This is a genomic window from Aeromicrobium sp. (assembly GCF_014378035.1).
Classification (GTDB): domain Bacteria; phylum Actinomycetota; class Actinomycetes; order Propionibacteriales; family Nocardioidaceae; genus Aeromicrobium.
In genome coordinates this window covers 1-15,104 of the sequence record NZ_JACMOM010000131.1, presented here as the reverse complement: position 1 = coordinate 15,104, position 15,104 = coordinate 1, and the positions used below count along the sequence as shown (strand labels likewise).

The following is a 15,104-nucleotide window of genomic DNA, read 5'->3' as shown; positions in this document are numbered from 1 at the left end:
GAGGTGGCGCCTCGGCGCTTTCGGCACGCTGGGCCTCGTCACAGCGACGTCGTTCGGCTATGCGGTGGTGCAGTCGCACACCAACCCCGAGACGGCGTTCTTCGTCTCCACGACCCGAATCTGGGAGCTGGGGGTTGGTGCGCTTCTCGCCCTCTCGGCGTCCCGGGTGCAGCAACTGCCGGCCCATCTGCGTGCCGCGGGTGGCTGGATCGGTCTCGCGGCGATCCTCTACGCCGCCGTGACCTTCGATGGTTCCACGACGTGGCCGGGCACCTGGACGTTGGTGCCCGTGCTCGGTGCTGCACTGATGATCGCGAGCGGGATCGCACCGACCCCGGGCTCGCCGCAGCGTCTGCTGAGCATCAGGCCCATGGTGTGGATCGGTGGCCTGTCCTACTCGTTGTACCTGTGGCACTGGCCGATGCTGGTGGCAGCACAGGCGCAGTACCCCGATCTGCGGCTGCGGTGGACCGTCTTGCTGATGGTGCTGGCGATCATCCCGTCATGGTTTTGCCACAAGTACATCGAGAATCCCGTCCGTTTTGGCACCGCATTCAAGCCGACCCGCCGTGCACTCGCGATGGGTGCTGCGCTCACGGTGCTCGGACTGGGCGTCGGCCTCGCGCTCAGCGCCTCGGCGAGCATCGGCGGCGTGTTGCAGGAGGCGTCGGCGGGCGATGCACTTGGCGCCCGCGCGCTGCTCGACAAGGCCAACGAAGGCAAGGTCTGGAGCGATGTCAAGAGTGTCAAGGAGATCAAGCCGCTTCCGGCCCAGGCGACGTCCGATCTGCCGGCGTTCTACAACGATGGCTCCGGTTGCCAGCTCCGCTCGGGACTCTCCAAGCCCAAGCTGTGCGTCTCCGGCGACAAGAACGCCGAGAAGACCATGGTGATAGTGGGCGACTCCAAGATGGCGCAGTGGCAGACCGTGATGTCGAAGATGGGCAGCAGCGAGGGCTGGAAGGTCATCCAGATCACGAAGTCGGCCTGTGGGTTCACAGACGCGGCGTTCTCGCGCGGCGGCAAGATCGTGACCGACTGCCGCACGTGGGGCCAGCTCGCGCTCAAGGAAATCCTACGGATCAAGCCCGACCTCGTGATCGCCTCCGGCCGGGCACAGAAGGCGCTCCCGGCACGAGCGAACGGCAACGCCTCAGCGGACCAGACGACGGGAGCCATGGTCAGGGGCATGGAGTCCTACTGGGGTCAGATCGTCGATGCGGACATCCCGATGGCCGTGCTGCTCGACAACCCGGCGCCCAACAGAGCCGAGCCCGTATACGAGTGCGTCGCCCGGCACGAGAAGGACCTGACGCAGTGCTCGTTCAGCAAGGTGGCGGGCATCAAGTCCTCGTCGGCGGCGCAGCAGCGCGCGGCGGCCAAGGGGGTACCGGGGGTGTCGATCATCGACATGGCCGACGTCGTGTGTCCCGACTCCGCACGGTGCGCACCGGTCGTGGGCAACGTGCTCGTCTTTCGCCAGGGCTCGCACCTCACCAAGACCTACATCGACAGCATGGAGCCGCAGCTCGCGGCGCGGCTCGACACCGTCACGAAGGGTGCGTTCGGCGCGTCGTCGCACTGACCTCGCCGGGCGTTGGGCGGTCGAGCGGCACCAGGAGCGCCTCGATGGCGTCGGTCGCCCGCCGTGAGTTGTCACGATCGTGGAACGCGAAGGCTTGCTCGGCGCGACGGTCGTACTCCGGCTCCCGCACGCAGCCGTTGACGAGGTAGTGCTCGATCGCGTCGAGAGTGCCCGCGAGATCGTGGGTCACCGGGCCGAAGCCGTCGCGCTCGTGGTCGAACCACGACGGGGCGGCGTGTCCGCGGCGGTAGTCGTCGGCGTCGAAGTGGGCGTAGACGACTGGGGTGCCGAGATAGGCGAGGTCGAAGTGGACCGACGAGTGGTCGGTGACGAACAGGTCGCACTCGCGCATGAGGTCCTGGATGTTGCCTGACGTGCCGTCGAGGACGCTGATCCTCGGGCTTCCCGGGGTGATGCCGGAAAGACGCTTGCCGAGGTTGTAGTGGGGCATGAGCTGCAGGTGGTGGCCGTGATGCTCGAGCATGTCGGCCAAGCGGGTGCTTGCAAGGAGGTCGACCATGAACCGTTGGTAGGCAGAGCCGTCGAACGGCACCTCGGCGGCCTCTTCGCCGAACAGTGCCGCGGCGAGGTAGAGCCGCCACGTCGGCATGAACAGGATGGTGCGGCTCGGTGGGGTCGGGACCAGCGCGTCGTAGCGGGGTAGGCCGGTCAGAGCGACCTGCTGGTCGTAGCCGGAGGTCGCGCGGGCGGCGACGGTCTCGGCCTCGCTCGCGGTGAGGTAGAGGTCGTAGCCGCCGATGCGACGCCGGAGCGCCAACGTGTTGAGGTTGATGCCGTGCTTGAGGTAGACACGACGCGACCCGACGCGCCAGGCAAACTGGCGCATGTAGGCGCTGGGGTCCCACTGTCGCGGCGCCATGTGCTTGATCGAGTAGGCGTTGGCCAGCACGGCGGCATGCAGCATCAGCAGCCGGTGGCGCCACGAGGAGTGCGCGACGACCCTGCCCATCCCGGCAACGCGGGAGCGCTGGTCGCTCGTCCTGTCGATGACGTAGTAGGAACGGATGTCGGGACGCTCCCGGGCGAGATAGGCAAAGAGGTGGTAGCCGTTGTCGCGTGCGGTGTCGGGCCGTTCGCCGATGAGCCAGATTGGCCGTCTACCCATCAAGGGTCGAGTTAATAGCCGCAGGGGACGTGCCCACGCGAATGGCGTGCGTCGGCAGAGATCAGCGAGATCGCGTCGCGTGGTGGTCAGACCCGATCGCACACGGGACCAGCGGTTGTCGACCTGTCGCACGGACAGCACGACACGCGGTGATCTCCGGACGGGAAGCGCTTGGAACCGCAACCCAGCGACAGAGACGGGTCGTGACGAGGCGAGGACACCGGGCGTCGCCGCGAGCGAGGCACGGACATCCGGCTGCCCGCGCGGTACGGCCAGCTCCACGGCGAGTCCGGACGTGCCGACGGGCAGCTCGGAGAGTGGGACGTCGGCAACAAAGCCGGTCCATCGTCGTGCCCCGCGCTCGAAGCGGCGACACGGTGATGTCGGCGCCGTGAGCACGACCGTGCCCGATGCGTCGAGGAACAGGAGTCGAGCGTCGTGATCGGGCGGCAGCTCACCGTCGGCCCCTCCGCGACGACACGTACCGGTCAGCCGGATGGCCGATCCGTCGGCGACGACGTCGAGACCGTGGAGGCTCGCCGCCACCTGATGGAAAGGCAGCAGACGGAGGTAGGCAGCCACTCCTGCATCAGGATCGCTGAGCAGCTCGGGTTGCGCTGACAGGACCCAGGCGCGATAGCGGTCGAGCGCGTCCGAGTCGGAGTGGCCGGTCAGCACCAAGAGCGGAACTGGGGACTCCTTCAGCCCGCACCTGGCGACCAGATCTCTTGCGTACGCGGTCTGGCTGTCCGATGGCGCCGACTCGCGCGTGCTCTCGACGAGGGCGACGAAGCGAGTCGTCACGGCGTTCAGCCCCGAGGTGAGGTCAGCGTCGCAGAGGGCGAGGGTCAGGTCGGGTGCTGTCATCGGTGACGCGGCCGCTGCACGTGCCTTGTCACCGGCCGTCCCCGGCGGAGAGCTCGTCCATCGCCGTGAGTATCGCGTGACGTGCGCGGGTGAGGTCGGCCAGGGTACGCGCTGTTGAAAGGTCGAGACGTTGCAGCATGGTGCGTTCAAAGCGAGCAAGGGCACGGCGCTGCAGCAGCACGCCGGCGATCAGCCCGGCTTGGACCAGGAGAACCACCGTCAGGGCCCAGCCGTCGTGGTCGGTCGCGGCGGCGATGAGCCCGAAGATGGTGAGCACCCCGGTCGCGATGGCGACGAGCATCGTGGGGCGCGCGCCGTACCGCTCGAAGAGCCCGTGAAGCCGCGCGCGCAAGCGGCTGACGAGCCGCGTGGACTGAGTCATGACGTGTGTTCCGTGCCTGTGAGCTGCAAGATCACGGAGGCGAGCGCCTCCGCTGAGAGTTCATTCTGACAGAACGCCAGCGACTGGCGCTGCTGCGTAGAGAAGAGGTCGGGGTCTTTCCAGTGCTGGTCGACGAGCTCCGTGACGGATCGTGCGCCGAGGTAGAGCGCAGCGTCGCCGAGCAGACGCTCGTGCTCGGGCTGCACGATGACGACGCAACCGCGGGCCATCGCGTCGATGATCGGGCGCAGAACATTGACGCCCGCGATCAAGGGCGTGAGCCCGACAAAGAAGTCACACTGGTCGAGGAGCTCGAACGGACCGATCGTCGAGGGGCCGAAGCCAAGCCATGAAGGACCTGGATGACGGGTGGGTCGGTCGGACGACTCGAGAATCCGGATGTCGTACGCGTCGCCGGTCGGCAGGCGTGTCGAGAGCCGTCGCCTGTCGGCGCGCTCGACGGCGTACGGGGAGGAATCGGATACGCCAATGACCGGTGGTCCCACGATCGAGCGGCCGGGGTGGCGGCTGACCTGCGCACTCTCCGCGAGGTGGGAGGGATGAATCTTCCCGGTGGCGCCTGCCGCGCGAAGCTCCGCCGCGATGTCGGTCGTGGCCGGCAGCCACTCCACCTCGCGGCCGAGCTGTTCGCGCCCGATCCGCTCGATCCGGTTGGGTTCGTACGAGATCCGGGGTCGTTCTCCTGGTGCGGGAAACCGGTCCGCCACCACAACTACGCGCTCGGGTCGCATGCCCACGCTGGTGCTGACCCGTGGAAGGGACAGCAGGTCCGGGTCGCGTACGAGCAGCAGACGTGGGGTGAGGTCGGCGCTCAGCGGGCGCCATGCCGCTAGACCAGCGGTGACGAGACGTTGGACGGCGGGCTGGGGAAGCTCGCGTGCGACCTTGGCGTGACGCAGCGCCTCACCACGGGCAAGTCCCACCTCGAGCCCGGCCGAGGCAAGGGCCTCGATGATCGGCGGCAGACCAGTGGAGTCGAGGAGGTGAGAGCGCATGTCGGCGAGCACGACGACGTCGATCGGTTTGGTGGGGTGGGCCCCGCCCGTCATCTCCGGCGGAGCGGCAAAGGGCCGTTCGGACCCCGGCTCGATGCTCGGGTCGGCGCGTCCGGCCGAGATCTCGCGATGCCACTGCCGGAACGCCGAGTGATACGAGACCCTTGCGTCGTGGCGCCAACCCGTCCTGAAGTCGGCACGTGACAGCGAGCCCTGGGTCAGCTGATAGAGCGTCAGCGGCTCCTCGAGCGTTACCACGGACTCGCACCCAAAGGTCGCCGAGAGGCGCTCGATGAACTCGGTGTCGGCGCCCTTGCGCATGACGTCAAAGGCACCGAGTCGTCTCAACACCTCCTTGCGCCGAAACAGGAGCGATGGCGCGATCCGCGCGAACGGCTTGGTCCCCGGGCGCGTGATGGTCAGGTCGCGGTGCAACCAGATGGCCTTGGACAACGTCGCGACTACCGCCGGCTGTGTCATCAACGTGTGCATCTGCCGCGCGATGCGGTCGGGGTGCGACCAGTCGTCGGAGTCCTGGATGCCGACAAATTCCCCGCGCGCGTGCGCAATTCCAAGGTTGCGCGCGCGATAAGCACCGCCGTTGGTGGGCATGCGGACGTATTCGATGCGTTCGTCGAGACCGCGGGCTTGCGCGAGCACCGGCTCGAACTCGGCGGGGCTGGCGTCGTCGACCAGGACGATCTGCAGCGGGCCCCAGGTCTGCTCGATCAACGAGCGCACAGCGAGTACGAGGCTCTGGTCGGGCTGAAACACCGGGACGACGATCGTGACGAGAGGGCCGTCGACCGTTCCTGCCCGTAATGCTGCTCCCGCCGATGTCAGGCCCTCGAACGGCGTGGCCGCAAGCCCGAGCTGCAGGGGTGCGAGGCCACGCTCGATGAACGGTCGGTTGAATGCGTTGAGCCACGTCGTCGTGTCCTGAGGCGGAGCGTTGCCGAAGGGGTTGGCGAGATCGGCCGACACCGCCCAGCGGATCCAAGGGTCGATACCCGCATCGTTGAGGTGCTCGCGTACGTTCTCGAGCCGCCCGGCCGCCAGCAAGGTCTGGAGCTCGAGGTCGGGGTGCTCGTGGTGGGCACTCGAACCACGTCCTGCGACGCTCCGGGCCAGGGCGAAGAGATCGGCCGCCCTCGAGACAGCGGCGCCATCCGTCGCGGTGCAGACCGTCAGCTGGGCAAGCGCGTACAAGGCGGGCGACGACAAGCCGTCCAGATCTGCGCGGGTAGCGACCACGTGGGATGCATGACGCCGGGCGAGCTCCAAGAGGTTCGCGTAGGTGCGGCAGCCGTCCGACGCCAGGTGCGCGAGCAGGGGCTCTACTCCCATGTATTCATAGCGCAGGGCGGTCTTGGTGACAGCGGCTGGCGACACGACACGCGCGTTCGCGAGATCGGCGAGGGAAGGGGGAACTGTGTCATCCGTCCTGCCGGGCACGGTGTGTCTCACTCTCGGGGATTGCGTAGAGTTCACCACGAAGATCATCGGGCCTCGCCGCTACCGGATACGGCGACGACATGGGGAATACTACGCGTAGATCCTTGCCCCCGACGCTCTGTCACGATGGAAAGAAGTAAATGAGCCCCACAGCATCGCACCACGTCGTCCATGTGACAGGCGCTCGTCCCAACTTTCCGAAAGCGGCCCCGGTCATCCGGGCGCTCTCCTCGCACGGCATCCGCCAGGTACTTGTTCACACGGGTCAGCACTACGACCCCGTGATGTCAGAGGTTTTCTTTCAGCAGCTGGGCCTGCCCGAGCCCGACGTCAACCTCGGTGTTGGCTCCGGTAGCCACGCTCATCAGACGGCAAAGGTCATGACGGCGCTGGAGGACATGTTCATTGCGGATCCGCCCCAGCTCGTCGTGGTCTATGGCGACGTCAACTCCACGGTCGCGGCGTCGCTGGTCGCAGCGAAGCTTCACATCCCGGTGGCACACGTGGAGGCTGGCCTGCGCAGCTTCGATCGGACGATGCCGGAAGAGGTCAACCGGGTGGTCACGGACTCACTGGCGGACCTGCTGTTCACCACGAGCCCCGACGCGAACGTCCACCTCGGGTCTGAGGGCGTCGGGGCCGACAAGATCCACTTCGTGGGCAACCCCATGATTGACACTCTTCTCTCCAACCTCGAGATCTTCGATGCCGACGCCATCAAGGCTGACCTCGGACTCGTCGAGCCCTACCTCGTCGCGACGTTGCACCGCCCCGCCAACGTCGATGACCCCGTCCAGGCGGCCGCTGTCGTCGCGGCACTGCACCAAGCTGCCGATCGGAGGCACGTCGTGATTCCGCTGCACCCTCGCGGGCGCGCGAGCTTCGAGGCCGCCGGTCTCATGGACCACGCCTCGATCACAGTCATCGAGCCGCTCGGATACGTCGAGTTCATCGGTCTCGTGCGTGGTAGTGCGGGTGTCATCACAGACTCCGGTGGTGTGCAGGAGGAAACGACGATGCTCGGAGTGCCCTGCCTGACCCTGCGGCCCAACACCGAGCGCCCGGTCACCATCACCCACGGGACAAACGAGCTCGTCACCGAGCAGACACTCGTCACGCATCTCGATGCCATCATCAACGGTCGTCGTACGTTCGACGATGTCACGCCCCCGCTGTGGGACGGTCACGCAGGCGAACGGATCGCCGTGGTCATCGCTCGATTCCTGGAAGACGCGCGCTCATGAGGATGCCGTCCCGGGCCGCACGTCTGGCCGCGGTGACGGTGGTCTGCCTCGTGGTCCTGATCCTCAGCCCCATGCTCGTCGAGCCATTCGGCGACAATCTGCTGGCCGTTCTCAGCGCGGCTGTGTTGCTTCTTCTGGTCGCCAACACGCTACGCACCGAGCAGCAGAACCGCCGTATCCGTAGTCAGCTGACATCAATCGAGTCTGCGGTCAAGACCGATCTCGCGGCCTTGCGCCAGCTGCGCCACGACTTGCGCCCGAACACCATGCGCCGCAGGCTGTCGGAGATTCATCTGTCGAGCTACTACTCCCTGGCACGACTACGTCGGCTTGAGACCTCGTTCACGGACTCGCACAAGAAGGGCCTCCTGCGCGAGGTCAGCAAGGTGTCCCGACGCGACTTCGAGCAGGTACAGGCCACGATCAACCTGTTCGCGATGGTTGAGGTCAAAGCCGCGGTCCCTCCGATGCGGCTGTGGGCAGTCTCGCCTGATGCACTCACGCTGCTCATGCAGGAGATGCTCGTCTCGCGTCCGGCGCTCGTCGTCGAGTGCGGCAGCGGCGTCTCCACGCTCTGGATGGCACTCGCCGCCAAGCAGCACGGCATCGACCTGCGCATCGTCGCTCTGGATCACGAGGCGGAGTACGCCGACAAGACCAACCGCATGCTGGAGCAGCATGGCGTCTCGGACATCGCCTCGGCGCGCCTGGCACCACTCGTCGACGTCCCGGACGGGGAGGGGGGCGCCCAGCGGTGGTACGACACCGCTGCTCTGCATGACCTCGACGGCATCGGTCTGCTGTTCGTGGACGGCCCGCCGGCAAGTACCGGCCCGCATGCCCGCATGCCCGCGCTGTCACAGCTCTGGGACCGGCTCGCCGACCGGATGTCCATCGTTGTCGACGACATGATTCGCGAGGACGAGCAAGAGATTGTTGCCCGGTGGAGCGAAGCGCATCCAGAGCTGGATGTCGAGCACTATGACACGGAGAAGGGTACGGAGATCCTCCGCCGCGCCTGATCATGGCGTCGCCGAATTCAGCCGGCGCCGAGCTCTTTGTAGATGGCGGCGACCTGCGCGGCGAGCGTGGTCCAGTCACGCTTGGCGATAACCCACTCGCGTCCGGCCCTGCCGAGGCGGTCGCGAAGGTCGGGGTCGAGCAGCAGTCGCTCGAGGACGCTCTCCAGCGAGTCGGCGTCGTCCTTGGTGTAGAGCAAACCGTTCTCCCCGTTGACGAACTCCTTCATGACCGCGACATCGGAAGACAGCAGCGTCTTCTCCATCGCCATGGCCTCGAACGGCTTGAGCGGTGACGTCGTCTCGGTGACTGGTGACGAGCTGCGCGTGATCGGGGCAATGTCGATCAGGGAGTAGTGCGCCTCTACCTGCTCGAACGGGACCTTGCCGAGCATGATGACGACGTCCTCGATGCCCAGCTCGGAGCGCAGCCGGAGTAGGTGCTCGTATTCCTGCCCACCACCGACGATCAGCAAACGCATCTCGGGATGGCGTGGCTTGAGTCGACGGACAGCCTCGAAGAGCAGATCGTGCCCCTCGTACCAGTTGAGGGACCCGATGTAGCCAAGGACGATCTTGCCCTCCAGACCGTACTGCCGGGCGAGCGCCTGGTCTCGCTCCAAGGGTCCGAATCGGACGGTATCGACGCCGTTGGGAACGACTTCGATCTTGCCCGCGTCGACCCCCCGCTCGATGAGTGTGTCGCGCAGCCCCTCGGTGATAGCGATGACGCGGTCCGCCTCGTGCGCGGCGAGCGTCTCGATGTGCTTCGCGAAGACGTATTGGTGGGTGTTGGTGTAGCGCTCGTCGCGCGAGCGTCGCCCCTCCTCGTTGAGCCCGCGGACCTCGTAGATGCTCGGAAGCCCGAGCTTGCGTGCCGCGACCGTGCCAGCGAGGGCATTGTAGGCGTTGCTGGCAGAGTGGATCAGTGCGGGCGAGTCGCGCTGCGCCTGCTCCATTATTCCGATGGTGTAGGAGGCCAGGAATGCCTCCAGCCTGAAGCGTGGGATGACGATACCGTCGTTGAGGAGGTGATGATAGGACACGCCCTGGATCTCATGATCGGCCGTGATGGTGTCGAACTTCTCGGGCGGCACGTCGTCGTACGGGAATCCCGGAGGCGTGATGGCCGAGATCGAGTAGCCGTTCTTGACGAGACCGGACAGCAGGCCCTGCGTGCGGTTGGCCGCGCCGGTCGTGCGGTAGGGAAGCGAGTTGTGCAGGACGTGCAGAACCGAGCGCGGGACCGGTGTGTGAAGAGGAGTCGCACGGATCGGTGGCGGTGTCCAGCTGTCGGCCATATAGGCGAACGATTCGTGCTCGTCGATGATGCGACGGGCTCGCCGTTTCAGCACCCCGGTGCCGGTGACTGCGCGTGCATGGACGACGGCACGATCCTCGTTGCCAGCCTTCCAGAGCACGGACGCCGCGCGGGCAGTCTGTTGCTTAGTCAGGTGACCGATGTCCACGCAGTCATCGAGCACAGTGAGCGTCACGGGGTCACGCAGGGCGCACCCGGTGCGGAACGCGAAGAGTGCGTCCTCCGGAGTCGCCGACCACGTGGTGATTCGTGGACCGCGGTCGGCCTCCTCGCTGCCGACGAGTGCGAGGAGCTCGTCGATACGAGGGAATGCTGGCTGCAGCTCGATCGGCGCTGCCTCGACGTGGCGACGCACGTATTCGTGCACGTCGTAGAACCCCGCCACGGTAAGCAGGCTGTGCGCTCCGTCATAGAGCACAGCGAGATCGGCGTCTGTGAGGTCGGTACAGGTGAGTGCGCCCTCAAAAACCACGCCCGAGGACTTGACGCGGTTCTTTGCGATGCCGAAACGGATCTCGTGAAGGTAGGGGTAGAGCAGGTCGGGTCGAGCAGCCTTCAGTTGGTTGCCGATGCGAATGAGCGTCATGTCACCCTCGCCTTGGGTGAGCAGCCGCTCGGCGCGCTGGTAGGTCTCCAAGGACACGTGCTTGCCGGAGTAGCGCTCGACCTCACGGACGAAGACCCGGTTGTATCCCTCGCCCCGGCGTGCCCACTCGAGGAGGGGCGCACTGTCGGCCTCGGGGCAGCTCTCCATGAACGCAGCGATTCGTCGTTGGATTCGCGCCTGGCCCAACCGGGAGCGAAGGCTCACTGTCGATTCCCATCTGTGTTTCCCGAGACCGTCGAGAGGGTGCGTTGCTGGATCGCGACGATGCTACACGCCGTCATCGAGGTCGAGCGGGGTCGACCCCGAGGCTCCGGTAGATCTTCGCGACACGGCCAGAGAGGATCTCCCAGTCGCGCTCGGCAACGACCCAATCGCGAGCCTGGGAACCCAGCTGAGCACGTAGATCTGCATCTCGAACGAGCCGTTCCAGCACCTGCTCGAGGGAGCTTGCATCACCCTTGCGGAAGAGCAGCCCCGTTCGTCCATCGTCGACCACCTCGGTCATGATCGCGACGTTGGAAGAGATCACGGTCTTCGCCATCGCCATGGCCTCGAAGGGCTTGAGTGGCGACACCGACTCGGTGACGGGGGAGGACAGCCGCGTGATCGGGGCGATGTCGATCAACGAGTAGTGCGCCTCGACTTCCTCGAATGCCACGCTTCCCGGCATGATGATCTCGTCCTCGAGGCCCAGACGGGTGCGCAGCGCCAGCAGGTTCTTGAGGTTGGCACCGGCACCCACGATCAACAGCCTGACATTCGAGTGTCGCGCGTGGAGACGTGCGAATGCTTCGAACAGCAGCTCGTGTCCCTCGTACCAGTTGAGCGATCCGATGTAGCCGATCACAATCTTGTCGTCCAGCCCGTACCGTTCGGACAGATCTGCGTCGCGCGGCAGGGGTTGGAACCGCTGGCTGTCCACGCCATTAGGAATGACGTGGATGGTGTCCGCGGGGACGCCGCGCTGCACCAGGGTGTCTCGGAGTCCGTCTGTGATCGCTATGACCTGGTCGGCTTCCATCGCGGCCATGGTCTCGAGGTACGCGGAGAACCGGTACTGGGGGGTATCGGCGTGGGCCTCGTTCTTGGAGCGGCGCACCTCTTCGTAGAGTCCGCGCACCTCATAGATGGACGGGAGACCGAGGGTCCGCGCGGCGACGAGTGCCGACAATGCGTTGTACGAGTTGCTGGCCGCGTGGATCAGCGCGGCGGACTCTGTCTGGGCGTGCTCGATGACCCCGGCGGCGTAGGTCGAGATGAACTCCTGGACCGGGAATCGCGGTAACACGACACCCCCGTTGAGCAGGTGCTGGTAAACGACTCCCTGAATCTCGTGGCGACCCTGGATCGATTCAGCTTCCTGGCCGAGCACCTCGTCGTAAGGGAATCCGGGTCGGGTCACGGCGGTGATGTCGTAGCCGTGGCGGACGAGTCCAGCGAGCAGACCCTGCGTGCGGTTGGACGCACCTGTACGCCGGTAGGGCAGGGAGTTGTGCAGAACGTGAAGGACTGAGCCGGTGGCCGGCGTGTAGACAGGTTCCTCGCGTCTCGGTGGCAGCGACCACCCGAGCTCCATCATCTCGAAGGATTCGAGCTCGCCGGTAACCATGCGTGCTCGTGCGGCGGGTTTGGACGTCCCGGGCGGCACGGCGCGCGCGAGCTCCACGGCGATGTCGTTGGAGCCTGCCCGCCACAGCAGCAAGGCGGCACGGGCACGCTGGGGGATCGAGAGATCGTCCGCCGTGACGTGGGGCGCGAGAGCGACGAGAGCTGGCGGCGACTTGAGGGTCAGGGCAACCTGGAATGCGAAGATCTTGTCGTCCCGCGTGAGAGTCGCCTCGCTCAACAAGCGGGGAAGGTCCTCAGGCGCGGAGTCGATCAGGCCGACGAGATGCGGCAGGTGTGGATGGCGCGAGACGTCGGTGGCCAGGCCGCGGTGTCCATGCGCGGCGACGTATGAGGCCACCTCGCGCAGCTCTGCCTTGACATCGGTCGTGAGGGCGGCGTCGACTAGCACGTCGAGGTCGACCGCGGTGGGATCGGTGCAGTCGAGGGCGGCGGCCAGGTGCTTGCGCAACGGAGCCTGCTTGCCGGCGGTCACGCTGTCTCGGAGCGTCGGCACGTGCGGAAGAAGCAGCTCTGGCCTCGTACGGCGTAGGCGGCCCAGCTCGGCGGCGACGTGACGACCGTGCCGGTCTGACGTGCCGGCCGCGGCCAGGAGGATCTCGCTCGCCTCGGCGGAGGGTTCGGTCAGCAGCGCTGAGAGAAGGCGCCGCGCCTCCGAGCGACCTCGTGATGATGTCAGGAACATGGGGATCCGTTCAGCTGATCTCGATGATGACGACCTCGTGGAGACCGGGTAACCCGATGACCCTGTCGATACAGCTACGGATGAACTCGACCTTCCACATCGCTACACACACGAGAGAAATCTATCCCAGACGTCGGGTGAGCTCGCCGGGTTCGTCGCCACGATTAGCATCAGCGGAGCGTTTCACGATCTGATGTGGAAAGTCCGGTGTCGGTCGAGCAGAACGACTTGTGGTGGTAGAACTCGAAGGCCCTGTATGCGCCGGTCGCGAGCCTGCCGAGACCTTCTTGCGATGAGACGTGTCTGCGGTCCATCTCGCTTGCCAGCGCCGCGCAGCGCCGCCGATCACCGGTTGGCGAGGTGTCGCCGATGGACACCTCGCGGTGAAGGGTGTCGATGAACTGGGTATTGAGCATCTTTCGGTTGGTCTGGGCACTCAGTACGTTACGCGGCAGACCCGCCGCGATACTGCCGATCACGATCGCAAGGAGGGCCAGGATCGCGGCGTATCTGACAGGTCGCCAGCTGTGGCGTGCCATCAGCGCCACAGCTGTGATGCCGCCCAAGGAAAGAGCGGACCATGTCGCGACAGCGTTGCGGTACGACAGCATCGGGGTCGTGATCCCCTCGACCGCACGCTCGGAAATACCAGTGATGACAGTGCTGCCGATCGCGATACACGCCGTTACGAGCAGCAGCATCCACAGGCCCCGCGAATCGTCGGACGAGTGGGTCCCGGGGCTCCTGGATGCAGGGGACGGCGTGGGTTGGCGGGCCTTCCAACTCGACCAGAGTGCCCACAAGACGACCACCGCGAGGACTGCGATGCTGATACTCGCGAGATTGGGAGACGGGAAGTCGCGGTGGAATAGCTTTGCCTGCTTGGTCACCAGCGAACCGTTGTTGCCGGGGAATGAACCGAGGAAGTTGTTCAGAAGTGTGCGTCCGCGTACCTCAACGACGGTGCCGGCGTAGCAGGTGTCGGTGGCATGACACGACGTCTGGCTCATCGTCCAACGGATCCACACGAACAACGTCGTGTAGGTGACGAGCAACGGCACGAGGATCGTCAACGCCGATCGCCATCGAGCCAGAACTCCTCCCACATCCGGTCGTGGAGCCAGGATCAGGAGAAGCACACTGAGGGGGATTACCAGCGCCACGAGCTCGTACGACAGGTTGATCGCGATGGCGGAAAGGACCATGATGCCGATGACCGGAGCGCGCCAGGTTCGGTAGCTCCGTTCTAGAAGCGCCGAGAGTCTCAGGACCAGGGCTGCGAACAGCATGTAGCCGACGAATGTCCCGTAGGTCAGGGTCGGATAGAAGTTCCAGCCGTTGAAGCTTCCGTTGTTCTGCGACTTGGAACCGATGGCGACGACGAGGGGCAGGGTGATGGTCACGAAAGCCACGGTCGACGGGCGGAGACCCACGATCTCTTTGTCAGCGCCGCGAAATCGGATCTGTCGGAGGAAGACCGCGGTGGCGACGATGCTCAGCGCGAACAGCGAGGCCTTGACAAGCGCCCACACCAGAGAAGGCGTGATCGAGAACGTCGTTGCCAGCTTCATCGTGATCAGCGCCAGCACCTGACGATCTGCGATGGCGAGCGCGGTGCCGCGCGGATTGGCCTCGAACTCGAACGCATGTGCGACCGGCTGCCAGATGGCCTCCCAGACCGATCCATTCGCGTCAGGGCCCTTCTCAAGAACCCACGCGGCGTCGTCGGCGCCCACCGAGGCGAAGATGACTGGTGACAGGATGATGAGAATCAGGGCCCGTACACGACGACGAGCGTGCACCAGGTCATCCTCGACGCGAGCATGCGATCCCGGTGTCGTCTAGCTGCTTCGAACATCAGGGTGTCAGGCCATCTCTCAGTCAACGTAGTGGGCCGAAGGGGTGCGGCAGGTTTGAATGGCGAGGGGCTCGCGTGGTCCGAACGTGGGCTCGTGCTCGGTCATCAGCGCCTCGACGAGGTGCGGGGTCTCCGAACTACCTCGCCATGATGTCAGACGAGCTGGCCACGCGGTCAGCTGATCTCGATGACGACGGGGGCGTGGTCGCTGGCGCCCTTGCCCTTGCGCTCCTCGCGGTCGATCCAGGCGGAGTCGACGCGCGAGGACAGCGCCTGGGAGGCGAGGATGAAGTCGATGCGCAGGCCGCGCTTC

Annotated in this window: 9 protein-coding genes; 3 read left to right on the top strand and 6 right to left on the bottom strand. The window is 65.8% G+C overall.

The genetic code is table 11. The features are described 5' to 3' along the window. Window positions 1-1,585: acyltransferase family protein (locus tag H7290_RS06680; RefSeq protein WP_290513243.1), on the top strand; the 1,585-nt coding region annotated here is incomplete at its 5' end. On the opposite strand, the gene H7290_RS06675 is transcribed toward H7290_RS06680, so the two are convergent. The 3 genes from H7290_RS06675 to H7290_RS06665 are packed head-to-tail and all read right to left on the bottom strand — an operon-like array spanning window position 1,551 to window position 6,431. Then, entirely contained in the window at window positions 1,551-3,578 is a 2,028-nt protein-coding gene (locus tag H7290_RS06675; protein ID WP_290513242.1) for a CDP-glycerol glycerophosphotransferase family protein, read from the bottom strand. The two genes, H7290_RS06680 and H7290_RS06675, sit on opposite strands and share 35 nt — an antisense overlap. 28 nt (window positions 3,579-3,606) lie before the next feature. After that, complete coding sequence (locus H7290_RS06670) at window positions 3,607-3,960, bottom strand: hypothetical protein (RefSeq protein WP_290513241.1); 354 nt, start codon at window positions 3,958-3,960, stop codon at window positions 3,607-3,609. Continuing rightward, window positions 3,957-6,431 (bottom strand): glycosyltransferase, encoded by a 2,475-nt coding sequence (locus H7290_RS06665; protein ID WP_290513240.1) that lies wholly within the window; start codon window positions 6,429-6,431, stop codon window positions 3,957-3,959. Before H7290_RS06665 ends, H7290_RS06670 begins: the two co-directional genes overlap by 4 nt. 140 nt (window positions 6,432-6,571) lie before the next feature. Between H7290_RS06665 and wecB the strand changes: the two genes are divergently transcribed. Together wecB and H7290_RS06655 are read left to right on the top strand one after the other, a co-directional pair. Beyond that, window positions 6,572-7,675: a non-hydrolyzing UDP-N-acetylglucosamine 2-epimerase gene (wecB, locus tag H7290_RS06660; protein WP_290513239.1), complete on the top strand. Its 1,104-nt coding sequence runs from the start codon at window positions 6,572-6,574 to the stop codon at window positions 7,673-7,675. After that, window positions 7,672-8,697 carry a class I SAM-dependent methyltransferase gene (locus tag H7290_RS06655; protein ID WP_290513238.1) on the top strand — a complete coding sequence of 342 codons (1,026 nt, stop codon included), beginning with the start codon at window positions 7,672-7,674 and terminating at the stop codon, window positions 8,695-8,697. Before wecB ends, H7290_RS06655 begins: the two co-directional genes overlap by 4 nt. Before the next feature lie 17 nt (window positions 8,698-8,714). Here H7290_RS06655 and H7290_RS06650 read toward each other — a convergent pair whose 3' ends face one another. The 3 genes from H7290_RS06650 to H7290_RS06640 form a co-directional block, all read right to left on the bottom strand. Beyond that, window positions 8,715-10,826 (bottom strand): glycosyltransferase family 4 protein, encoded by a 2,112-nt coding sequence (locus H7290_RS06650; protein WP_290513237.1) that lies wholly within the window; start codon window positions 10,824-10,826, stop codon window positions 8,715-8,717. 73 nt (window positions 10,827-10,899) lie between these two features. Continuing rightward, the gene (locus tag H7290_RS06645) at window positions 10,900-12,933 is read right to left on the bottom strand and encodes a glycosyltransferase family 4 protein (protein ID WP_290513236.1); all 2,034 of its coding nucleotides are present in this window, start codon (window positions 12,931-12,933) and stop codon (window positions 10,900-10,902) included. Between the two features lie 170 nt (window positions 12,934-13,103). Further along, window positions 13,104-14,735 carry a hypothetical protein gene (locus H7290_RS06640; protein ID WP_290513235.1) on the bottom strand — a complete coding sequence of 544 codons (1,632 nt, stop codon included), beginning with the start codon at window positions 14,733-14,735 and terminating at the stop codon, window positions 13,104-13,106. Window positions 14,736-15,104: the final 369 nt, after the last annotated feature.

Coding starts and splice junctions, on each gene's coding strand:
- H7290_RS06675 (WP_290513242.1), bottom strand. CDS start 3,578: ATGACAGCACCCGACCTGACCCTCGCCCTCTGCGACGCTGACCTCACC.
- H7290_RS06670 (WP_290513241.1), bottom strand. CDS start 3,960: ATGACTCAGTCCACGCGGCTCGTCAGCCGCTTGCGCGCGCGGCTTCAC.
- wecB (WP_290513239.1), top strand. CDS start 6,572: ATGAGCCCCACAGCATCGCACCACGTCGTCCATGTGACAGGCGCTCGT.
- H7290_RS06655 (WP_290513238.1), top strand. CDS start 7,672: ATGAGGATGCCGTCCCGGGCCGCACGTCTGGCCGCGGTGACGGTGGTC.
- H7290_RS06645 (WP_290513236.1), bottom strand. CDS start 12,933: ATGTTCCTGACATCATCACGAGGTCGCTCGGAGGCGCGGCGCCTTCTC.